General features: G+C 63.9%; 17 protein-coding genes. 8 read left to right on the top strand and 9 right to left on the bottom strand.

Annotated features, from left to right (window positions below):
- Positions 1–24 precede the first annotated feature (24 nt).
- From AB7951_RS27430 to AB7951_RS27395, 8 genes are all read left to right on the top strand, one after another.
- On the top strand, positions 25–336 hold the full coding sequence (locus AB7951_RS27430; RefSeq protein WP_089266402.1) for an integration host factor subunit beta: 312 nt from the start codon (positions 25–27) through the stop codon (positions 334–336).
- A gap of 87 nt (positions 337–423) precedes the next feature.
- The gene (locus tag AB7951_RS27425) at positions 424–813 is read left to right on the top strand and encodes a LapA family protein (protein WP_199711988.1); all 390 of its coding nucleotides are present in this window, start codon (positions 424–426) and stop codon (positions 811–813) included.
- A gap of 57 nt (positions 814–870) precedes the next feature.
- The gene (locus AB7951_RS27420; RefSeq protein ID WP_120287733.1) at positions 871–1,527 is read left to right on the top strand and encodes a phosphoribosylanthranilate isomerase; all 657 of its coding nucleotides are present in this window, start codon (positions 871–873) and stop codon (positions 1,525–1,527) included.
- Positions 1,527–2,744, top strand: coding sequence for a tryptophan synthase subunit beta (gene trpB, locus AB7951_RS27415; RefSeq protein ID WP_120287734.1), 1,218 nt, complete (start codon positions 1,527–1,529; stop codon positions 2,742–2,744). The genes AB7951_RS27420 and trpB overlap by 1 nt, the downstream gene beginning before the upstream one ends.
- Complete coding sequence (trpA, locus tag AB7951_RS27410; protein WP_439062048.1) at positions 2,741–3,577, top strand: tryptophan synthase subunit alpha; 837 nt, start codon at positions 2,741–2,743, stop codon at positions 3,575–3,577. The genes trpB and trpA overlap by 4 nt, the downstream gene beginning before the upstream one ends.
- Before the next feature lie 105 nt (positions 3,578–3,682).
- Positions 3,683–4,612 carry an acetyl-CoA carboxylase, carboxyltransferase subunit beta gene (gene accD, locus AB7951_RS27405; protein ID WP_093757882.1) on the top strand — a complete coding sequence of 310 codons (930 nt, stop codon included), beginning with the start codon at positions 3,683–3,685 and terminating at the stop codon, positions 4,610–4,612.
- Positions 4,609–5,940: a bifunctional folylpolyglutamate synthase/dihydrofolate synthase gene (locus tag AB7951_RS27400; RefSeq protein WP_120287736.1), complete on the top strand. Its 1,332-nt coding sequence runs from the start codon at positions 4,609–4,611 to the stop codon at positions 5,938–5,940. The genes accD and AB7951_RS27400 overlap by 4 nt, the downstream gene beginning before the upstream one ends.
- Positions 5,941–5,974: 34 nt before the next feature.
- Positions 5,975–6,715, top strand: coding sequence for a metallophosphoesterase family protein (locus tag AB7951_RS27395; protein ID WP_120287737.1), 741 nt, complete (start codon positions 5,975–5,977; stop codon positions 6,713–6,715).
- A gap of 234 nt (positions 6,716–6,949) precedes the next feature.
- On the opposite strand, the gene trxA is transcribed toward AB7951_RS27395, so the two are convergent.
- The 9 genes from trxA to coaBC form a co-directional block, all read right to left on the bottom strand.
- Entirely contained in the window at positions 6,950–7,270 is a 321-nt protein-coding gene (trxA, locus tag AB7951_RS27390) for a thioredoxin (RefSeq protein ID WP_068734104.1), read from the bottom strand.
- A gap of 101 nt (positions 7,271–7,371) precedes the next feature.
- Positions 7,372–10,866: a double-strand break repair helicase AddA gene (gene addA / locus AB7951_RS27385; RefSeq protein ID WP_120287738.1), complete on the bottom strand. Its 3,495-nt coding sequence runs from the start codon at positions 10,864–10,866 to the stop codon at positions 7,372–7,374.
- Positions 10,863–14,054, bottom strand: a complete 3,192-nt coding sequence (gene addB, locus AB7951_RS27380) for a double-strand break repair protein AddB (protein WP_120287739.1) — start codon at positions 14,052–14,054, stop codon at positions 10,863–10,865. The genes addA and addB overlap by 4 nt, the downstream gene beginning before the upstream one ends.
- A 68-nt stretch (positions 14,055–14,122) precedes the next feature.
- Entirely contained in the window at positions 14,123–14,845 is a 723-nt protein-coding gene (locus AB7951_RS27375; RefSeq protein ID WP_120288093.1) for a nucleotidyltransferase family protein, read from the bottom strand.
- A 159-nt stretch (positions 14,846–15,004) separates the two neighbouring features.
- Positions 15,005–15,322 carry a PilZ domain-containing protein gene (locus tag AB7951_RS27370; RefSeq protein WP_068734110.1) on the bottom strand — a complete coding sequence of 106 codons (318 nt, stop codon included), beginning with the start codon at positions 15,320–15,322 and terminating at the stop codon, positions 15,005–15,007.
- Positions 15,323–15,414: 92 nt separating this feature from the next.
- Positions 15,415–16,938, bottom strand: coding sequence for a tRNA (adenosine(37)-N6)-threonylcarbamoyltransferase complex ATPase subunit type 1 TsaE (gene tsaE, locus AB7951_RS27365; RefSeq protein WP_120288094.1), 1,524 nt, complete (start codon positions 16,936–16,938; stop codon positions 15,415–15,417).
- A gap of 11 nt (positions 16,939–16,949) precedes the next feature.
- Positions 16,950–19,472: a PAS domain-containing sensor histidine kinase gene (locus tag AB7951_RS27360; RefSeq protein ID WP_120288095.1), complete on the bottom strand. Its 2,523-nt coding sequence runs from the start codon at positions 19,470–19,472 to the stop codon at positions 16,950–16,952.
- 172 nt (positions 19,473–19,644) lie between these two features.
- Positions 19,645–20,109 (bottom strand): dUTP diphosphatase, encoded by a 465-nt coding sequence (gene dut, locus AB7951_RS27355; RefSeq protein WP_120287740.1) that lies wholly within the window; start codon positions 20,107–20,109, stop codon positions 19,645–19,647.
- A complete protein-coding gene (coaBC, locus tag AB7951_RS27350; RefSeq protein ID WP_120287741.1) occupies positions 20,106–21,551 on the bottom strand; it encodes a bifunctional phosphopantothenoylcysteine decarboxylase/phosphopantothenate--cysteine ligase CoaBC in 1,446 nt (481 codons plus the stop codon). Before coaBC ends, dut begins: the two co-directional genes overlap by 4 nt.
- Positions 21,552–21,580 lie beyond the last annotated feature (29 nt).

Genomic DNA, 21,580 nt, shown 5'->3' with positions numbered 1-21,580 from the left:
TCCCGTTCAGAGTCCAACGTCTCGATGATCAAATCCGAACTCGTTCAACGCATCGCTGAGCATAACCCGCACCTCTACCAGCGGGATGTTGAGAACATCGTGAATGCGATTCTCGATGAGATCGTGGCTGCGCTGGCACGCGGTGACCGTGTCGAACTTCGCGGCTTCGGTGCATTCTCGGTGAAGCATCGCCCCGCCCGCGCAGGCCGCAATCCGCGGACTGGCGAGCATGTTCCGGTAGACCAGAAGAGCGTTCCGTTCTTCAAGACCGGCAAGGAAATGCGCGAGCGGCTCAACCGTGAGAATGGCGCGCCGGAAGCCAGCGCGGCGTCATAAAGAACTTTGAGGTAGCGCGCATTCGGGCCGACAGGTCTGAGCCAATTAGCGGAATGCGCGCCCGCATCGCCTTCGCGAGAGACGTTGATGCGCAAATTCTTCTCAGCCCTGGTCATCATCCCCCTCGCGATCGTCTTCGTCGTGTTCGCAGTCGCCAACCGTCATATGGTCACGGTCTCCTTCGATCCGTTCAACAGCAGCGATCCCGCAGTCGGTGCCACGATGCCGCTATTTGTTGTGATCATCCTGTCGGCCATCCTGGGTGTCATTGCAGGGGGCATGGCGACCTGGTTCAGGCAAGGGCACTGGCGCCGCGCAGCACGTCAGCATGAGGCCGATATCAGGCGGGCCCGTGCAGAACTGGCCGATCTGCGCGCCCATACCGCGACCACGTCACGGAACGGTGTGCAGCGGCTTCCGGCGCCGGGTTCCTCCTATATGGCCGGTGAGCGAGACAAGTCCGGCGCGACGTTGTAGAACCCCGCGCATAGGCTTTTCCCGCCATTCCCGGTATTGCCAGCGGCCATTTGAAGCATGTCTCTGATCGTCAAAATCTGCGGCCTATCCACTCCGGAGACGCTCGACGCGGCTCTGGTCGGCGGCGCGGATATGGTCGGCTTCGTGTTCTTCCCGCCGTCGCCGCGTCACGTCACGCTCGATGTTGCGCGGGCTTTGGGCAAGCAGTCGAAGGGGCGCGCCGTGAAGGTCGCGCTGTCGGTGGATGCCGACGACGCGGATCTCGAAAACAGTATCGATGCCTTGAGGCCCGATATCCTGCAGCTCCACGGCAACGAAAGCGTGGCGCGGGTGCGTGATATCAAACAGAGGTTCGGCCTTCCGGTGATGAAGGCGCTCGCCGTCGAGACCAGGGCCGATCTCGCCGCATTGCCCGGCTATGCCGCGGTCTGCGATCGCATCCTGTTCGATGCCAAACCGCCGAAGGATGCAACGCGTCCCGGTGGTCTCGGTGAGGTCTTCGACTGGCATCTGCTCGAAGACCTCGATCTGAAGCTGCCCTTCATGGTATCGGGCGGCCTCAATGCCGCCAACGTCGCCGAGGCCCTGCGCATCACGCGGGCCGGCGGTGTCGATATTTCGTCCGGCGTGGAAAGCGCGCCGGGCATCAAGGATCCCGACATGATCCGCGCTTTCATCCGCGCCGCGCGCGCAACGGAAGAGTTGACGACCTGATGACTCAAGCCATTCCCAATTCCTATCGGTCCGGTCCCGACGACACCGGTCACTTCGGCATTTTCGGCGGCCGCTTTGTCGCCGAGACGCTGATGCCGCTGATCCTCGACCTGCAGAAGGCCTATGAGGACGCCAAGGCCGATCCCGCCTTCCGCAAGGAGATGGATGGTTATCTCAAGGCCTATGTCGGCCGCCCGTCGCCGCTCTATTTCGCGGAACGTCTCACCGAGCATCTCGGCGGCGCAAAAATCTATCTGAAGCGCGAGGAGCTGAACCACACCGGCTCGCACAAGGTGAACAATGTGCTCGGCCAGATCATGGTTGCGCGCCGCATGGGCAAGAAGCGCATCATCGCCGAGACCGGCGCCGGCCAGCATGGCGTGGCGACGGCGACGCTCTGTGCGCGCTTCGGCCTCGAATGCATCGTCTATATGGGCGCAGTGGACGTCGCGCGTCAGCAGCCCAATGTGATCCGCATGGAAATGCTCGGCGCCAAGGTGGTGCCGGTGCAGGTTGGTGCGCGCACGCTGAAGGATGCGATGAACGAGGCGCTGCGCGACTGGGTCACCAATGTGCATAACACGTTCTATTGCATCGGCACCGTCGCCGGCCCGCATCCGTATCCGATGATGGTGCGCGACTTCCAGTCAATCATCGGCGAGGAAACTCGTGTGCAGATGCAGGAGATCGAAGGTCGTTTGCCGGATTCGCTGATCGCCTGCATCGGCGGCGGCTCCAATGCGATGGGGCTCTTCCATCCGTTCCTCGACGATCCTTCGGTCGATATCTACGGCGTCGAGGCGGCGGGCCACGGGCTCACCAACCTGCACGCCGCATCGATCGCTGGTGGCCGTCCCGGCGTGCTGCATGGCAACCGCACCTATCTCTTGATGGATGAAGATGGCCAGATCCAGGAAGGCCATTCGATCTCTGCCGGCCTCGATTATCCTGGTATCGGCCCCGAACATTCGTGGCTGCATACGATCGGCCGCGTGAAATATCTGTCGGCGACCGACGAGGAAGCGCTGGCCGCATTCCAGCTGCTGTCGAAACTCGAAGGCATCATCCCGGCGCTGGAGCCGGCCCATGCCCTCGCCAAGGTGAGCGAACTCGCGCCAACGCTGCCGAAGGATCACCTGATGGTCGTCAACCTCTCCGGCCGCGGCGACAAGGACGTCCCGCAGGTCGGCGATATCCTGAAGGGCAGGCAGTCGTGACCACCCGCATCGATACCCGTTTCGCCGAACTCAAGGCCGAAGGCCGCGCGGCTTTCGTTACTTTCGTGATGGCCGGCGATCCCGATCCCGCCACCGCGCTCGAAATCGTCAAGGCGCTGCCCAAGGCCGGTGCCGACATCATCGAGATCGGCATGCCCTTCACCGATCCGATGGCCGACGGCCCGTCGATCCAGGCCGCGGGCCTCCGCGCACTGCAGGCCGGCATGACGCTGCGCAAGACGCTGCAGCTCGTGCGCGATTTCCGCGCCGCTGACGACAAGACGCCCATCGTACTGATGGGCTACTACAATCCGATCTATATTTACGGCGTCGACAAGTTCCTGCCCGATGCCAAGGCGGCCGGCGTGGATGGTCTGATCATCGTCGACCTACCGCCGGAAGAAGACGCAGAGCTCTGCCTGCCGGCAATCAAAGCCGGATTGAACTTCATCCGTCTGGCCACGCCGACCACCGATGACAAGCGCCTCCCGGCGGTGCTCGCGAACACGTCGGGCTTCGTCTATTACGTCTCGGTCACCGGCATCACGGGATCAGCTAGCGCGGATTCATCCGTCGTGAGCACGGCCGTGGCGCGGATCAAGCGTCATACGAAACTGCCGGTCTGCGTCGGTTTTGGCATCCGGACGCCGGAAGCCGCGCATGACATCGCCCGGCATGCCAACGGCGCGGTGGTCGGAACGGCGCTGATCGATGCGCTGAAGGGCTCGCTGGACGCCGATGGCAAGGCCACGGCCAGGACTGTCAGCGCGGTCGCTGATCTGGCTGCAGCCCTCGCCCAGGGCGTTCATGGGGCCAAACAGGCTGCAGAATAAGCCACAATTGGCCTCCATCAACCGGGAACAACGGTTGCCGGGCTCCGTTCCGGCCGCCATATAGATATCAGAGCGACGCATCATCTCAGCGACGCGGAGACACATATGAACTGGCTCACCAACGTCGTCCGGCCGAAGATCCGCAGCATCCTCAAGCGCGATACGCCCGAGAACCTCTGGATCAAGTGCCCGGATACAGGGCAGCTCGTGTTCTACAAGGACGTCGAGAGCAATCAGTTCGTCATTCCCGGCTCGAACTATCACATGCGTATGGGTGCCACCGCCCGCATGAAGTCGATCTTCGACAACGAGACATGGTACGACGTCGCGCTGCCCGAGGTGATCGCCGATCCGCTGAAGTTTCGCGACGAGCGCAAATATGTCGACCGCATCAAGGATGCGCGCACCAAGACCGGCATGAACGATTCGGTCAAGGTCGGTTACGGCAAGATGGAAGGCTCCGGCGTCGTCGTCGCCGTACAGGATTTCGATTTCATGGGCGGCTCGCTCGGCATGGCTGCCGGTGAAGCGCTGGTGCGGGGGCTCGAGCTCGCCGTCGAGAAGAAGTCGCCCTTCATCGTCTTCGCCGCTTCTGGCGGCGCGCGCATGCAGGAGGGCATTCTGTCGCTGATGCAGCTGCCGCGCACCACCGTCGGCGTGCAGATGCTGCGCGAGGCCAAGCTGCCTTACATCGTCGTGCTCACCAACCCGACCACCGGCGGCGTCACCGCGTCCTATGCGATGCTCGGCGACGTGCAGATCGCCGAGCCCGGCGCGCTGATCGGCTTTGCCGGTGCGCGCGTGATCGAACAGACCATTCGCGAGAAACTGCCGGAAGGTTTCCAGCGTGCCGAATATCTGCGTGACCACGGCATGATCGACATGGTCGTGCATCGCCACGATCTGAAGCCGACGCTGGCGCGCCTCTGTCGTCTGCTGACGAAGTCTCCGGCCATTGCGAGCCCGCCGCGCGCGGAGAGCATTCCGGCCGAGATCGTCGTGGCTCCGGACGCGGTGCCGGCCGCGCACGCGTGAGCACCTCCGCGCCGCCATCGTCGCCCGACCTCGGCGAGATTCTGGCGCGGCTCTCGAAGCTGCATCCGAACGCCATCGATCTGTCGCTGGACCGCATGCAGTGGCTGATGGCGCAGCTCGGCAATCCCGAGCGCAAGCTGCCCCCGGTGATCCATGTTGCCGGCACCAACGGCAAGGGCTCGACCATCGCCTATCTACGCGCGATCTGTGAGGCCGCAGGCCTGCGCGTCCACGTCTATACCTCGCCGCATCTCGTCCGCATGAATGAGAGCATCCGGCTTGCCGGCACATTGGTGAGCGACGACGCATTGCGCGCGGCTTTCGCCCATGTCGAGACGGTCAATGCCGGCGCACCGATCACGTTGTTCGAGGCCGAGACCGCGGTCGCGTTCGATCTGTTCGCGAAGCATCCCGCCGACGTCGTGCTGCTCGAAGTCGGTCTCGGCGGGCGGCTCGACGCGACCAATGTGATCGAAGCGCCCATCGCCTGCGTGCTGACACCGATCACCATCGACCACACGGATTTTCTGGGCGATACGCTCGCGAAGATCGCCGCCGAGAAAGCCGGCATCATCAAGCGCCGTGTGGCGGTCATCACGGCCGAGCAAGCGCCTGATGCAACCGAAGTGATCGAACAGCAGGCGCGCAGGATGCACGCGCCACTTGTGAGCGCCGGGCAGGAATGGCACGTCAATATTGAGCGTGGCCGTCTGGTGTATCAGGACGATCGCGGGCTGATGGATATCGCTGCGCCGCGGCTGTTCGGGCGCCATCAGTTCGGCAATGCGGGTCTGGCGATTGCGACATTGCGCGCGCTGGATATCTTCAAGATCGATCCTGCCGCCTATGAAACCGGTGTGGCGCGTGCCGAATGGCCGGCGCGGATGCAGCGGCTGACATCGGGCAGGCTCGTGGCGGCGGCGCCCGCCGATTCCGAAGTCTGGCTCGACGGCGGTCACAATGCCGATGGCGGGCGTGTCATTGCGGCGGCGCTCGGCGATCTCGAAGAGCGCGTGCCGCGGCCGCTGGTGGTGATCGCCGGTATGATGGCCAACAAGGATGCGACGGGCTTTCTGGCGAATTTCGCCGGCCAGACCCGCCATATCATCGCCGTGAAAATCCCCGGCCGCGACGGCGCCATGGCGCCGGAGGCGCTGGCCGATGCCGCGCGGAGTCTCGGCATGCGCGTCCAGACGGCGCCGAGCGTCGCCGATGCGCTGCAATCGTTGACGAAGCTGGCCTACGAAGTCCCGCCGCGGATTCTGATTGCGGGCTCGCTCTATCTGGCCGGCCATGTGCTTGCGGAGAACGGCACGCTACCTGCATAAAATGTGCATCGAAATAATGACCTCTGGAGGTTCGATGCGCTTCGCTGCCATTGCCGATGTTCACGGCAATCACTTTGCCCTTGAGGCGGTTGTCGCCGATATCCGTACCCAGGGTATCACCGACATCGTCAATCTTGGTGATATGGCCAGCGGCGCGCTCGATGCGCGCCGTGCGGTGGACATTATGATGGGCCTCAATGCCACCAATGTCCGCGGCAATCATGATCGTTACATCACCGACTACAAGCTTGACGACATGTGGCCGTCCGATCGGCTGGCACACAGCCAGCTAGAACCAGAGCAGATGGACTGGCTGCGCGCGCTGCCCTTCAGCACGATTTATCAGGGCGAGGTCTATCTCGTTCACGCGACGCCCGATGACGACAACACCTACTGGATGGAAGCGGTGACTCCCGAAGGCATCGTGCATATAGCCGCGATCGAAGCCATCGAGGAGAAGGCCAAGGGCATCACGCAATCGCTGATTCTCTGCGCCCACACCCACATCGCGCGATCGGTGCGGCTTCGCGACGGCCGCATGATCGTCAATCCCGGCAGCGTCGGCGGCCCCGGCTATCGCGACGTCACGCCCTATCCGCACACGCTGGAAGTCGGCACGCCGGATGCCTGCTACGCGATTATCGAGAAGGCGGGCGAGCGATGGCAGGTGACGTTCCGTCAGGTGCCGTATGATCACGCCGCGATGGCCGAACTGGCGTTGCAGAACCAGCGAGCGGAATGGGCGAGCGCGCTGGCGACCGGGTGGATCAGGTAGACGAGACGGTACACCCTCTCGACTGTCATCCCCGCGAAGGCGGGGATCCATACACGCCGAGAGCATAGTTGAAATGCTGTAGTCACGGCTCGGCCGTTTCAAACACACTGATCGTGGCTATGGGTCCCCGCCTTCGCGGGGACGACAGCTGAGAGGGCCCAGTTCCATCACCCAAACAAAAACGGCCGGTGAGGTGATCACCGACCGTCGAATTCTCAGAGATGAAGCGCGCGATCACACCGCGGCGCTGATCCACTGCTGCAGCTTCGCCTTCGGCGCGGCGCCGACTTGGCGCGAGGCCATTTCGCCGCCCTTGAAGATCATCAGCGTCGGGATCGACATTACGCCATACTTCGATGCGGTCTTCGGGTTCTCGTCGACATTGAGCTTCAGGATGGTGACCTTTTCGCCCATGGCAGCGGAGATTTCGTCGAGCGCCGGCGCGATCATGCGGCAGGGACCGCACCACTCGGCCCAGAAATCGATCACGACCGGGCCGGTCGCCTTGAGCACTTCCGCTTCGAAATCGGCGTCTGTCACCTTGCCAACGGCCATGTTCGTATCCTCGTCCTGTTCAATGAAAGGCGCGCCAGAAGATTCGCGCGCTGGAATGATGCATCCAACCTATGAACGCCCCCTTGCCGGGTCAAGGTTGGTCACGCCGAGATGATGGCGGCCAGCTCCGCGTCCAGCGCAGCACCGGAAATCTCCATCATTTCAAGCGTTTCCGTCCAGAGCAGGGCAGCCCGGATCGGCCGGTCTGGGTATAACTTGGCGAGCACGCCGCGATACAGCGCCAGCTGCCGGATATAGGCCTTGGGCGCCTCGATCAGCTTGCGCGGCGGGTTGTGGTTGGTCTTGTAATCGACGATCCGGATCTCCGTTTTGGTCAGGACCAGCCGGTCGATCTGGCCCGACACCAGCACGGGCGACCCGTCCTTCCGCGTCAGTCGTCCGGCCACCGCCACCTCGGCGCGACTGCCGGGGGCAAACAGTTCCGCGAGGCGCGGATCGCCAATCAGCGACAGCACCTGCGTGGCCAGCGCCACGCGGTCGAGATCGGTCCAGTCATTGGCGTTGCGAGCGAGGAAATTCAGCGCGGTCTCGCGACGCTTTTCGGCGGCGATGTCGGGCAGCGATTGCAGCAGCCGGTGCACAAGGTTGCCGCGCTGTAAGGCCAGTTGGCGCAGCCGCTCAGATTCACCGGTACGCTGGCCGCGCCCGTCGTCATCGTCGTCGGCATCCGATGGCCGCAGCAGGCTTTCGCGGCGCGGCTGGTCGCCGACCTTGTCGCGCATCCAGGATGGCAGCACGATGGGCGCACCTGCTGCGACAGACGCTATCGCGCCAGGCGCCGGTGTCACGTCTTCCACGCGCGTATAGCGTTTCACCACGCCGTCCGGCGGCGGCACGCTCTGCATCTGCAGCCCGGAATTCTCCAGGCCCTTCTGGATCAGGTCGTACCAGGACAGCGGCCGCACCTCGTTGCGGTTGCCGGGCATGCAGCCGCCAACGATCAGGCGATCGGCCGCGCGCGTCATCGCCACATAAAGCAGCCGGCGATATTCGTCCTCGGTATCGCGGATCATGTCGGCGCGCGCCGCCGCGACTGCTGGCGGATCGTCCGACTTCTTGCCGGCCCAGACCACGACGCCCGGGCTGTTCGGTGCGGCGTTGCCCTGCGGGAGATGGATCAAATTGAGTCGCTGCGAATCCGCCGGCGACGATGTGGTATCGACCAGGAATACGACCGGTGCTTCCAGGCCTTTGGCGCCATGCACGGTCATCACGCGAACTTCGTCGCGGGTGATCTCCATGTCGCGCTTCACTTCCGTGTCGGCGGCGCGCAGCCAGGCGACGAAGCCCTGCAGCGAGGCCGGCGCCTTGCGCTCATAGCCCAGCGCGAGTTCGAGAAATTCGTCGAGCGCGTCATTGGCCTCATGGCCGAGCCGACGCAGGATGCGCGCGCGGCCGTGATCACCGCCGAGCAGCCACGCATAGAACGCAAAAGGCGTCTCGCTGGCAAAGCGCTTCTCGCAAGCGATGAGCCGCTTGAAAGCGCCGCCGAGCTTGGGATCGCTCACCGCCTTTTCGCCGAGTGCGTCGCGCAGCGATCCCGTGCGCTCATAGGCCAGCTTGAACAGGTCATCGTCATCGAGGCCGAATAGCGGGCTCTTCAATACGGTCGCCAATGCCAGGTCGTCCTGCGGCAGCAGTAGCGCGTCGGCCAGGTTCATCAGGTCGATGATGGCGATATGTTCGGTGAGCTTCAGCCGGTCGGCGCCGGCGACGGGAATGCCGGCATGTTTCAGCGCCTGGATGATGGCGTCGAAGGCCTTGCCGCGGCGGCGCACCAGCACCAGCATGTCGCCATAGCGCAGCGCGCGACGCTTGCCGATGGGCCCGGTCTCCGTCTTCGCCGCGATCAAGTCTTTGATCTCGGTCTGCACGCGGCGGGCGAGTTTCACTTCAGGGCTGGTCTCGGAGCGCTTGTCGAACGGCGCCTGCCAGCCTTCGATGCTTGGCCGGTCGTCAGGCTGCTCCAGCTCCCACAGATCGATCAGGCTGGGACCGGCATCGTCCAGCGTTTCATGAATCGGATAGCCGTTCTCGACGGCGTGGATACTGCGGAAGATCGCTTCCTCGCGAAACACGTGGTCGACCGATCGCAGAATGGCTGAGCCCGACCGGAAAGAATGGCTGAACGCGATGGGATCGAATTTCATCCCGGCGTCCTTGAAGCGGCTTTGGAGCGCCTTGCGCCGCAGATCGAATTCGCGCGGTGCTGCGCCCTGGAACGAGAAGATCGATTGCTTCTCGTCGCCGACGGCGAAGATCGTGCGCTTGAGCCCGTCGCGCGCACCTTCGCCGGAGGTGAATTCCGAGATCAGATGGGTGATGATGTCCCATTGCCGCGGCGAGGTATCCTGCGCCTCGTCGATCAGCACGTGATCGACGCCGCGATCGAGCTTGAAATGCACCCAGCTCGACGACACCCGATCGAGCATCTCCAGCGTGCGCGCGATCAGGTCGTCGTAATCCAAAAGGCCGCGTTCGTTTTTCTCGCGGCGATAATTCTCCGCGACCTGGCTGGCGATCACCAGCAGCGACTGGGTGCGCTCGCGCATGGCGACAGCGCGGCGGCGTTCCAGCAGCGGGATGACACGGTCGCCTTCGCGCTGCAGGGCCGCCAGCAGATCCGGCCGGCTGTCGGCGATCTTCTTGGTCGCAAGCGATTTGCGGAGCGACTGGTCTTTGGTCAGGAACAGTTCGAGATATTTCTCGACCTGTTCGGCGCCCGACAGCGTCAATGCCTCGCGCAGCCGCGCTGCTTGATCGTTGTCGGTCTTGCTACCGGTCTCGAAGATTTCGGCGGCCGGTATCCAGCGCTCGCGCGGCAGATGCGGTCCGTCGATAATCTCCAGTTCGACGCTCTCTTTGGTATCGCCGGGCGTCACGCCCAGCGTGGCTGAGAGTTGCGCCATCGCGGCGTCGGTCGAGCCGGCACGCTCGATCCAGGCCAGGAACTGGTCCCGTGACAGACTCGCCTCGCGCACGACATCGCGGAACGTGACGTCTGCCGCCGAGGTCATGGCGGTCGTCAGCGCGCGGCCCTCGGCACTGTTGGGCGCCGCAGCGGCGTGCAGCAGCACCTGCAGGCTGGCGCGCTCCATCATCTCGTTCTGGTCGCGGTCGTCGAGCACGCTGAACCGCGCCGGCACATTGGCCTCGAACGGAAATTGCTGCAGCAGCCGCGTGCACAGCGCGTGGATCGTCTGGACTTTCAGGCCGCCAGGCGTCTCCAGCGCGCTGGCGAACAATTCGCGCGCGCGCGAGCGCAGTCTGCTGTTCGACGCGGGAACGCCGGCATTTCTGATTTCGGCATCAAGTGCGGTGTCATCCAGTGTGACCCAGTGACCGAGCCGCGCGAACACGCGCTCTGCCATATTGGCCGCCGCGGCTTTGGTGAAGGTGACGCAGAGAATCTTCTCGGGCGGCACGCCATCGAGCAGCAGTCGGATCACGCGGTTGACCAGCACATAGGTCTTCCCGGAACCGGCATTCGCTGAAACGAACACCGACGAAGCGGGATCCGATGCGAGCTGCTGCTTTGCACTCGCTGCGGGCGGGATATTGCGCGGGCCGCTCATGACTCGCCCCCGCCAGCGCCGCCATTGGCCGACCATTCCTTGATCCGCGCCAGATCGTCATAACTGCCATAGCGGTTCGACCACATGGACAGGCTGAGCGACGTATAGGCGGTGGCTTCGTCCTCGAAGCTGCGGATCAGCGCTTCCAGCTTGGCGCGCGCTTCGATCGCGGCATCGTCGGGCAGTTGCGGCTCGTCCTTGCGCTCGATCTTCAGTTCAAGCAGCCGCTCTTCGCCGGGCGGATTGTTGCCGCTGAGCCGGACATAGACCAGTTCGCTGACGGACGATCCCGCGGCAATGCCGGCAAATCCGCCCTCGCGCAGGATCGCGGCTTCCAGCGTGAGCTGCGGTGACAGGCCCATGCGCACCTGCTTGCCCGTGGGCGGCTGGCCAGTCTTGTAGTCGAGCAGGGCGAAAGTGCGGTCGCTGCGATGTTCGATACGGTCGGCACGCGCCGAGAGATGGAAGACGCGGCCGTGATCGAGCGGGATCTTGATCTCGCCGCGCACTTCCGCGTCGATGCTGGCGACATTGATGCGGCGGTCGATTTCCCAGGCGCCAAACCACGAAGCGATGCGCAGGAAACGCGGCCACCACAATGCGCGCGCCTCAGGTCGCGCCATCAGGGGCGCAAAATGTCGATCGCCGATTCTGCGCAGCTCGCGCGCGGGATCGTCCGGCAGTGTCTTGCTGTACTCCATCGTGAAATCGCCGAGCGACGCGTGAATCGCCGATCCCCGGTCGGCTGCCGAGAGCGGCATGTCGATGGGATCGAGCGGCGCCAGGCCCAGAATATATTTGGCGTAGATCGTATAGGGGTCGCGCAGCCAGTCCTCGATGGCGGTAACCGAGAGCCTGAGCGGGCGCGCCGCGCGCGGCGGCCGCGGCTCCGGCTGGGCGATCGGCGTGACGGTGTCGGGTTTATCGAGCTCTTCGGCATAGCGAACATAGTGCTCGCCCGCAGCCAGCGCGGCCTCCCAGCGGGTTTCGCCGGCGACGGCTTCGAGCCGGTGCAGGAAGCGCGACGCGACGGCCGGCGCACCGCCGACTTTCGCGGCGTGACTCAGGATGACGTCTTCGGTGCCGAGCAACTGCACGAAGTCATGCGCGGTGAGGCCGATACGGCGTTCCGGAAGATCGAGCCCGAGCTGATGCCGCATCGGGCGGCTCAGCCAGGGATCGATGCGCGGCGAGGGCGGCCAGATGCCTTCGACGAGGCCGCCGAGGATCACGCGGTCCGATTGCGTCAGCCGCGCTTCGAGCTGGCCGTAGATGCGCAAGCTGGCATTGGCGACTTCGGGCCGGCGCACGATGCGGTCAGCGAAGGCGGTCTGAAACACATCGGGATAATCGCGGAGCTGCATCATCAGCCCGCTGGGGCGCAGCCGCTCCTCGTCGCCGCTCTCGGTCGCGACAGTCTCCATGACGACGAGATCGCCGAACGCCTTGGTGAGCGCTGTTCCTTCGCGCCCCACAAGCGAGACATCGTTGCCCCTGTCGTCGCGCGACAGCAGCTTGATCGCCTCACGATGCCGCAAGGCAACTTCAGCGAAATCGATCGGCCTGATGGGGTGGATGCCTTCCAGCGGCGCCAGCGCGGTGCGCAATCCGGCGATCAGTTCCTCGGCGCGGTCGAGGCGGTCGTCGTTCAGTTTCGCGCGCGGCTCCGCGCCATGCAGCATCGACGCTTCGCGGCGGCGCAGCTTGCCGAGCTCGTCGCGGAAGCGCGTGAAGTCCTGCGCCAGTCCGGCGGTGCCGGGTGTCGGCCGCGTGCCGCGCAGCAGCGCGAGTTCAAGCGTCTCGATCGCGTCTTTCCAGGCGTTCGGCGCCGTGCCCAAACGAAACAGCGGATGTTTCAGCAGCGCCAGCAATGTCGCCGGTTCGAGCTGCTCCGCTGCCGCCTCGGCGATGAGGCGCGCGAAGATGCCGGCCGAGGTCTCAGTCAGCGCATCGCCGCCGGAATCGTCGAAGACGAGATTCCAGCGGCCCAGCGCGGCCATCACCCGGCGCGCCAGTGCGCGGTCGGGCGTCACCAGTGCGGCGGATTTCTTGAGTTCATGGGCTTCGCGCATGGCGATCGCGATGGCCAGTGCTTCCATTTCCGGATTCGCGGCGGCGATCACAGCAAGGTTCTGCATGCCGGCCGCAATTTTCTGTTCGACGGCCGGCTGAGCGAGACGCGTATGCCACTGCGCCGTGGCATTGGATGGCCGCATCGCCTCAGAGGCCAGCAATTCGCGGCCCTGCGGCGACGGCGTGCCGAGCGTCAGAACATCACGGCGTGTGATGCCGAACCGTTCCAGCAGCGCATGCAGCGCGAATTGCGGATGGTTCGATGCCGAGGATTCGGTTCGGCCGAATGCATCCCTGGTGCCGCCGATGAGATTCCATGCGATGTCGTCGAGGTCGGTATCGAGGCCGGGGAGGACGACGGCGCCATCAGGCAGTTGTGCGACTTCGCGCAGAAATTTTGCCGTGGTCGGCATCGAGCCGGTTGAACCGGCGGCGATGATGGGGCCGCCTTTGTGGGCCTTCAGGCGCGAAGCTTCAGCATCGATCAGCAGATCGCGGCGCACCGCAGGCTCAATCGCATTGTGTGCGGCGAGGATGTCTGGCCATACGTTCCTGGCGATGCTCAGAAACTGCAGCGTGAGTTGCCAATACTGATCGAGCGCATCAGGCACCAGCCCGTCCAGCGCGCTCCAGTCGACCTTGCGCGTCGCCATGTCGTCCATCAGCCGCGCCAGATCGTCGGCCAGAGCGAGCGTGGAGGCAGGGCCACCGACCACGAGCGGTGTCTGCGTGGGATCGCCCGGTGCAAGTTGCTTCGCCCATGCGGCAATCAGTTGCGCCAGCAGAAGCCGGCGCTGCAATCCGTCGAGCGCGGGAGGTGCATCGAGCCTTTCGAGCGCCTCAGGCGATGCTGCCTGCGCGAAGGCCAGTTCTTCCTCGTCGACATCTCCGAGCGGAACGATACGCGGCAGCAGCACGGCATGAGTGCCGAGGACGTCGAGGAATATCTCCTGCGCCATGCGTCCGGCGCGGCGTGTCGGCAGATACAGGGTGACTTCAGCCAGTTTCTCCGGCGCGCCGCGCGCGGAAAATCCCTCGACGAGATCACCGTCGACAAGCGCGGTGATCAGCGTGCGCAGGAACGGCGCAGAGGATGGAATGTTGAAGACGCGCATGAACACCCTGATTCGTGATCAGGGTGCATCATGGCATGGCTGGAAAGGCGACGGGAGTCGCAGGAAACTCAGGCGACGCTGGCGAGGAACGCGTCTTCCGCGGCGCGCACGGCGTCGGGCGTGCCGACATGCATCCAGACGCCTTCCATGCGCAGTCCGAACAGGCGCTCCTGCTCGTTGGCCTTATCGAACAGTTTGGTCAGCGAAAATTCACCGGATGGCGCATCCTTGAACAGCGCCGGTGACAGGATCGCGACACCGGCATAGACGAACGGCACCACCTGATTCTCCTTGCGGCGACGCAGCGCACCATCGGTGAGCATCGCGTAGTCGCCGCAGCCGGCATAGCCGATGCTGTTGGCGGTCGGCGCCATCAGCAGCAGGATGTCCATACGTGCGGGATCGAAGGCCTCCGCAAGACGCGCGAGATTCGGCTGCACGCCGTCAATCCACATCGTGTCGGCATTGAGATGATAGAACGGCTCGGAGCCGAGCAGCGGCAGCGCCTTCACCACGGCGCCGCCAGTGCCGAGCACCTGATCGCGCTCATCGGAAATGGTGATCTTCGGTTCGGTGCGCGTCGCGACATGATCGATGATCTGGTCGGGCAGGTAATGCACATTGACGACGGCTTCGGTCACGCCAGCAGCGGCGAGCTTGTCGAGCACGTGATCCAGCAGCGGCTGTCCTGCGACAGGGACCAGCGGCTTCGGCAAGTTGTCGGTGAGCGGTCGCATGCGCAGGCCGAGACCGGCGGCGAGAACCATTGCTTTGGTGGGTTTTACGGACATAGCGACATTGGCCTTGGTAGAATGATGGGCCTTGATGAAAGCGTTCTTGAAGTTTTGAGCTGAAATGATGGTAGCACGGCGGCGTGTCGCATGCATGAACCTATCGAGCCATAATGGGCCGAGATGACGCGGATGCGACAATTACACCCGCCTGCACAGTCACGTTTCTGCCTCCTGCGTCTCGGAACGTTTCGTCTTTTTCTTTTTGTCGTTGGGTTTGAGAAAGTTCACACCAATCTGGTCGCCATTGACCCAGCCGAGTTCGCAGCGGCGATAGGCAAGTCCGGTTGACGAGAGCAGGAGGAAGAATTCTTTCAGGTTCAATCCTTCGACAGAACCATCGACGGTTAGCTTGGCGCCGGTCTCGGAAATATCCTCCATGATGCAGGAGCGACGCCAGGTGCCGTCGATGCCCATCATGTGCGCAGGAAAGCCGCGCTCGAAAACGACCCGATCTCCGGCACGCCGCTCCGTCATGGCACGTCCCTTGTCCAGTACGCCAAGCCCCGCACGTGCAGGGCTCAAGCGCAGGATAGAGTGTGTGCGACTAATAAGTAGTTAAGGAAGTGTTAGGCCCGCGGCGGTGGTACATGCGCCGCATACCACTGCTGGAACGGCGTCAGCGTCGGATGCGCCAGCGAGCGGTTGAGATAGGTCCAGATCCGTGGCTGGTGCTTGAGATAATGCGGCTTGCCGTCGCGGCGGTTGAGCCGTGCAAATGTACCAAGCAGTCGCGTGTTTCGCTGTGCCGACATGATTGCATAGAGCTCGGCAAAGGCCGCGGCATCGAAAGCAGGATCGGCTGCGCGCCGCGCCTTGATGTAGCGCGTCAGCATGGTCAGCTCCAACTGCTCAGGCACGTCGATACGCGCGTCCTGCAGCAGCGAGACGAGATCATAGGCGGCGGGGCCGAGCACCGTGTCCTGGAAATCGATTACGCCGACCTTATTGATGCCCTCGCGATCACCGAGCCAGATGATATTCGGCGAATGGAAGTCGCGCAGTACCCAGGTCTTTGGCGCCGCAGCGGGTTTCGCCAGCAGCTCGCGCCACATCGTGACAAATTCAGTGCGTGCGTCATCTGCGAGCGGCGCGTCGCGGTCCGGCAGATACCATTCCGGCATCAGGCCGATCTCGACCAGCAATGCATTCGTGTCGAAGACGGGAATGGCGTAATCGACATGCGGCAACAGCGGCAGCGTCTCCGGCAGCGTCTTGCCGTGCAGCATTGCGAGCATATCGGTTGCGGCCTGATAGCGCTCGACGATCGGCGCAGGTGGCTCGCCTTCGGTCACCGGCACCGTGCCGAAATCTTCGGTGATCAGGAAACCCGCATCGAGATCGGCGTGATGAATCGCCGGCGCGGAGATCCCCTGCGCGCGCAAACCGTTCGCAATGGCGACGAACGGTCTGACGTCCTCCGCCAGATGCACCGCTGCGCTGTAGGACTTGCCGTCATAGACCGGCGCACCATCCGGCCGCTTCGGCGCATTCATCAGGATGAAGACGTCATCACCGCGGATCAGTCGCGCATAGGAGCGCGTCGACGCATCGCCGGCCATGCGCTGGCGCGTGGCGTCAAGATAGCGCGCTTCTTCGAGAAATTCACGCAGTGCTTTCAGGCGCAGAACGACCGATGCGGCCTTGCCGTGACCGGTGATCTCCGCGGCACGCGCCACGGAGCCCAGTGCCGGACGGTGGCTGAGCGCAATATCGATACGATCCGGCGGCAGGGTACCATCGGCGCGCTCCGGCCATTCGATCAGCGCGACCACGTCGTCCGGCAACGGCGATAGGCCGATCTCCTCGAGTTCGCTCGCGTCGTTGATACGATAGAGATCGGCATGGATGAGAGGAAACGACGGCAGGTCATAGTTCTGCGCCAGCGTGAAGGTCGGGCTCGGCACTTCGAGTTCAGAATCGCTGGCGAGATAGCGGATCATCGCGCGTGCCGCGGCCGTCTTGCCGGCGCCGAGATCGCCCGAGAGGGTGATGACATCGCCGGGGCCGATCAGCAGAGCGAGGTCGGCCATCAATTGCGCAGTGGCGGTCTCATTTGCGAGCGCCAGCGAAAATGTGCAGGGCTCGTTTATGATGGGGTCGGTCATTCGGCGGCGTTGCGATGCGCGGTCTGGTCGATGGGGAAGTCGCAGCTGACGGTGGTGCCCTTGCCGACTGCGGAATCGACGCGGACCTTGCCGCCATGCAATTCGACGAAGGAGCGCACCAGCGACAGGCCGAGTCCTGCGCCGCGATGACGCGAGCCATTGGCGTGGCTTTCGAACCAGTCGAACACCTTGTCCTTCACCTCGGGCGGAATGCCGGGGCCGCGATCGGTGACGGTGAAGGTGATGGTGTGTTCGGATCGTCGCGCGGTCAGCGTGATTGCAGCATCATGCGGCGAGAAGCCGACGGCATTGGCGAGCAAATTGTACAGCACCTGCACAACGCGGCTTTCGTCGCCGGTAAAGCTGCCGATGGCGGGGTCGACGTCGATCTGCAGCGCGATGCGGTCGCGCACCAGGCGATCCTGAATGCCTTCGGCCGCCGCCGAGATGGTCTTGCGGATATCGATCGGGCCGAGATTCAGCGTCATCGCGCCGGCATCGATGGTGGCGAGATCCAGAATATTATTGATGATCGCCAGCAGCGCGCCGGTCGAGGTGGTGATGTAATCGAGATATTCGGCCTGCTTCGGCATCAGCGGGCCGGTCACGGGATCGCTGAGCAGATGCGCGAAGCCGATGATGGTGGTCAGCGGCGAGCGCAGCTCGTAGGAGACGTGGTGGACGAAATCGACCTTCATCTGGTCGGCGGTCTCGAGCGCCTCGTTGCGCTCGCGCAGCGCGCGCTCGACATTCTCGGCGTCCGAAATGTCCTGGAAGGTGAGCATGGTCGCGCCATCAGGCAGCGGCATGGTCATGCAGGCCAGCACACTGCCGTCCTTGCGCTCGAGCTTGAGCGGAACAGACTTGCGATTGTCGATCCCGGTAATCGCGCTGCGGATCGCCTGCCATGTCGGAGTGTCGTCGAACAATGGCCGGCACCAGGTTTCGACCATTTCGATATGCGGACGCTGCTCCAGCGCTTCGTCCGACAGCTTCCACATCTTGGCGAAAGCTGGATTGAACAGTTGCGCGCGGCCGTTGCTGCCAAACACCGCGACGGCCTCGGCAAGATTGTCGAGCGTTTCGCGCTGAACACGGATCAGGCCATCGAAGCGCCGTGCCAGTTCGAGGCTCTCGGTGACATCGTCGAACAGATAGGTGACGCCGCCCTCGGGATTCGGCGTGGTGACGATCGAGAGCGCGCGACCATCCGGCAGATACCAGACGTCTTTATGGGCTTCGACGGCACGATAGGCCTCGTGCAGCTTGGCCTTCCAGGCGCGGAAGTCGGGCTGCTCCGGCAGTTTTCGCGCAGCACGGAGACGGTCGAGCACACTGGAATCGTCGGGATTGCCATCGAGGAAGGTGCGGTCGAGATCCCACAGCCGGCGATAGGAGTCGTTGTAGAAGGCGAGGCGGCGCTGGCCGTCGAATACGGCGACGCCCGACGACAGCTGGTCGAGCGTGCGGCGATGCGCCTCGGCCATCCGCACCAAAGCGGCTGATAGCGCGGCAGCTTCGCTGGCGTCGATCGCCATGCCGGCACTGCCGCTGGCGACCTTGGCGGCGTGGACGTCGAAGATGCGGCGTTCGCCGGAAATCACGATCGGCACGCGCGCGGCAAATGGCTGGTTGTCGTTCAGCGCACGCGCCAGACTGCTGCGGTCGTCGCTGTCCAGCAGTTCCAGATTGCGACCGACCGCATCGCCCGTATCAGCCGCTTCAGTCGCACGCGCATAGGCGGCATTGACGAAGCTCAATCGGCCATCGGCATGCTTGGCCCAGATCGGCCATGGCGCGGCATTGGCGAAGCCGCGGAGAATCTCGGCTTCCTCGGCCAGTTCCTTGTGACGCAGCGAGACTTCGGCGAGCTCGCGGCGTAAACCGCTCAATTCGCGAATCCGGACAATGGCCTGACCGCCGATGGCGCGGCCCATCGCCTCGATGGCGCGGCCACTGGAGGTCGTCAGATTGAGCAGGAAACCTTCGCCGGCATCGAGCAGTGCGTCGACGGCATGATCCATCCGCAGCGCGGGTTCCGGCGGCAGCCATGTTCCGAACGCGAGAATGCGCTGCGGCTGATGCTGCTGCGGGTCCTGCGACATCATCAATGCGGTGTCGCCGGAGATATCGGGACGGGTTTCGCCTGCGGCCCAGGCGATCAGAACCTGCGGCTCAGTGAACAGCAAGGCGCGAAAGCGGTCGGATTCGACCTGCAGCGTATGCAGCTCCGCGCGCAGCTTCGCCTCGGTCTTGGCCGAGCGAATACGATTGTGCATCAACAGGATGGCGGAAACGACGGAGAAGCCGAGCACCGCTGTGGCGGTCGTCAGCGCGGCGATTTCCTGGCGATCGAGATCGAGCAGATTGGCGAGCGTCTGGGTAATGAAGGGTTCGTCAGCGGCCGACGCCGAGGAGGTGGCCAGAAGTGCAGACGCACTGATGCCGACAAGCCCGTCGCGCACCATAGAAGTGCACGACAGCAAGGTCCGACGCATCGCCGCGATCACGCCTGACATCATTCGCCCCAAACCGCACGTCTTCCCGACCAGCCCCTCCCGATCGCGAATCGTTCGACAATATCCGCTTCGGGAGTCGCCGGGTAAGAGTCCAGACCGTGAACGCAGAGTCCCCGGTTAAAAAATGCAGGCGGATTTGATTCAAATGCTGCACGATGTGACGAAATACGCGCTAGCGGCCGGTGGATCCGAAGCCGCCGCTGCCGCGTTCGGTTTCGCTGAGCGCCGCGACCACCACGAGTTCCGCATGCGTGACCGGCGCGATCACCATCTGGGCGATTCGCTCGCCGCGTTTGATCGTGAAATCCGCGGGGCCGTGATTGATCAGCAGCACGCCAATCTCGCCGCGGTAATCGGCGTCGATGGTGCCTGGTGAATTCAGCACGGTGATGCCGTGCTTGGCGGCAAGGCCGGAGCGCGGGCGCACCTGCGCCTCATAGCCCGGCGGCAGCGCGATGGTCAGCGCGGTCGGCACCAGCGCATATTTGCCGCGGGCGAGAATCATCGGTTGGTCTTCGGGGACCGCGGCGAGCAGATCGAGGCCGGCAGCATGCGCGGTCTGATAGGCCGGTAGCGCCAGGCCAGCGCCATGCGGGAGCTGCTGGACGTCGACCTGAACGGGGATGGCAGCGCTCATGATTGGTCTTTCGTGGATTGCGTCACGGTGTCGGCGATTCGTGCGACCAAGGTCGTCGCGACCTGTTCCTTGCTCATCGGCGCCCACGAATCAACGGCGATATCCGCGCTGTCCGTGCTGCGCGTCAGCAGATGCACGGTATTATCGTCGCCGCCCATGATGCCGGTCGCGGGCGAGACGTCATTGGCGACGATCCAGTCGCAGCCTTTGCGCGCGATCTTGGCTTTGGCGTTGTCGATCAGGTGTTCGGTCTCGGCGGCGAAACCGATCACGAGGGGTGGACGATGTTCGGGGAGTTTCGAGATCGTCGCGAGGATGTCGGGATTTTCCGTGAGCTGCAGCGGCGCCATCGCAGCACCGGCGGTCTTCTTCAGCTTCTGGGCGCCTTCATTGATGACGCGCCAGTCGGCCACGGCCGCCGCGAAGATCGCGATGTCCACGGGCAGTGCTGCCTGAACCGCGGCGAGCATCTCACGCGCGGATTCGACATGCGTCATCGACACGCCCGGCACCTCGTCGAGATCGACCGGGCCCGAGACGAGAATGACCTCGGCGCCCGCGTCCCGTGCCGCCGCGGCGATCGCATAGCCCTGCTTGCCGGACGAGCGATTGGCGATGTAACGCACCGGATCGATCGGCTCATGCGTCGGGCCTGCAGTGATCAGCACGCGCTTGCCCGCCAGCGGTTGCGCGCGCGGCGGCCGCAGGAAGGTGTGAGCCGCAATCGCAATCTCGGTCGGCTCGGCCATGCGACCGACGCCGGCTTCGTTGCGTTCGGCCATCTCGCCGGCATTCGGCCCGATCATCCTGATGCCGTCACGCTGCAATTGCGCGACGTTGCGGCGCGTCGCGGCGTTATTCCACATCAGTGGATTCATCGCCGGCGCAATCAGGATCGGTTTGTCGGATGCGAGCAGAACAGCGGACGCCAGATCATCAGCGTGGCCGTTGGCCATCTTCGCCATCAGGTCCGCCGTCGCAGGCGCCACAACAATGAGATCGCATTCACGCGCAAGGCGAATATGCCCGGCATCGAATTCGCTCTGCGGATCGAACAGGTCCGTGTAGGCGCGCTCGTTGGACAGCGCGCTGGCGGCCAGCGGGGTGACGAATTGCTGCGCGGCCCGGGTCAGCACCACGCGGACATGGATGCCGCGTTCCTTCAAGCGGCGGATCAGATCGAGCGCTTTATAGGCTGCGATTCCGCCGCCGATGATCAGCGTGACGCGGAGCTGATCGCCGATGTTTTTCAAGGGCTTGGGTGGGTTTTCCGGGTTTGGCGCGTCTTGCGGAAATCTTGCGTCAGTCGTGAGGCCGTCTTGCGAGGCCTCACGCAAAATGACCCGCACCTCGTCCTCGACCGACCGTCCGTTGCGGGCAGCACGCAGTCGCAATTCGTCGCGAATGGCGTCGTCGAGCTTGCGGATCGTCAGGCTGGCCATGAGGCGTCTCGCGCTATTTTGATGGCAAT

The sequence above is a fragment of the Tardiphaga sp. 285_C5_N1_2 genome, assembly GCF_052076065.1.
In the GTDB taxonomy this organism is placed as follows: domain Bacteria; phylum Pseudomonadota; class Alphaproteobacteria; order Rhizobiales; family Xanthobacteraceae; genus Tardiphaga; species Tardiphaga robiniae.
This window is presented reverse-complemented; position numbering and strand designations above follow the sequence as displayed.

Bases quoted from the DNA above. Each gene is read 5' to 3' on its own strand.
- AB7951_RS27420 (WP_120287733.1), top strand. From the start codon at position 871: ATGTCTCTGATCGTCAAAATCTGCGGCCTATCCACTCCGGAGACGCTC.
- AB7951_RS27425 (WP_199711988.1), top strand. From the start codon at position 424: ATGCGCAAATTCTTCTCAGCCCTGGTCATCATCCCCCTCGCGATCGTC.
- addA (WP_120287738.1), bottom strand. From the start codon at position 10,866: ATGAGCGGCCCGCGCAATATCCCGCCCGCAGCGAGTGCAAAGCAGCAG.
- dut (WP_120287740.1), bottom strand. From the start codon at position 20,109: ATGAGCGCTGCCATCCCCGTTCAGGTCGACGTCCAGCAGCTCCCGCAT.
- trpB (WP_120287734.1), top strand. From the start codon at position 1,527: ATGACTCAAGCCATTCCCAATTCCTATCGGTCCGGTCCCGACGACACC.
- addB (WP_120287739.1), bottom strand. From the start codon at position 14,054: ATGCGCGTCTTCAACATTCCATCCTCTGCGCCGTTCCTGCGCACGCTG.
- trxA (WP_068734104.1), bottom strand. From the start codon at position 7,270: ATGGCCGTTGGCAAGGTGACAGACGCCGATTTCGAAGCGGAAGTGCTC.
- AB7951_RS27430 (WP_089266402.1), top strand. From the start codon at position 25: ATGATCAAATCCGAACTCGTTCAACGCATCGCTGAGCATAACCCGCAC.
- accD (WP_093757882.1), top strand. From the start codon at position 3,683: ATGAACTGGCTCACCAACGTCGTCCGGCCGAAGATCCGCAGCATCCTC.
- AB7951_RS27360 (WP_120288095.1), bottom strand. From the start codon at position 19,472: ATGTCAGGCGTGATCGCGGCGATGCGTCGGACCTTGCTGTCGTGCACT.
- AB7951_RS27375 (WP_120288093.1), bottom strand. From the start codon at position 14,845: ATGTCCGTAAAACCCACCAAAGCAATGGTTCTCGCCGCCGGTCTCGGC.
- AB7951_RS27395 (WP_120287737.1), top strand. From the start codon at position 5,975: ATGCGCTTCGCTGCCATTGCCGATGTTCACGGCAATCACTTTGCCCTT.
- AB7951_RS27370 (WP_068734110.1), bottom strand. From the start codon at position 15,322: ATGACGGAGCGGCGTGCCGGAGATCGGGTCGTTTTCGAGCGCGGCTTT.
- coaBC (WP_120287741.1), bottom strand. From the start codon at position 21,551: ATGGCCAGCCTGACGATCCGCAAGCTCGACGACGCCATTCGCGACGAA.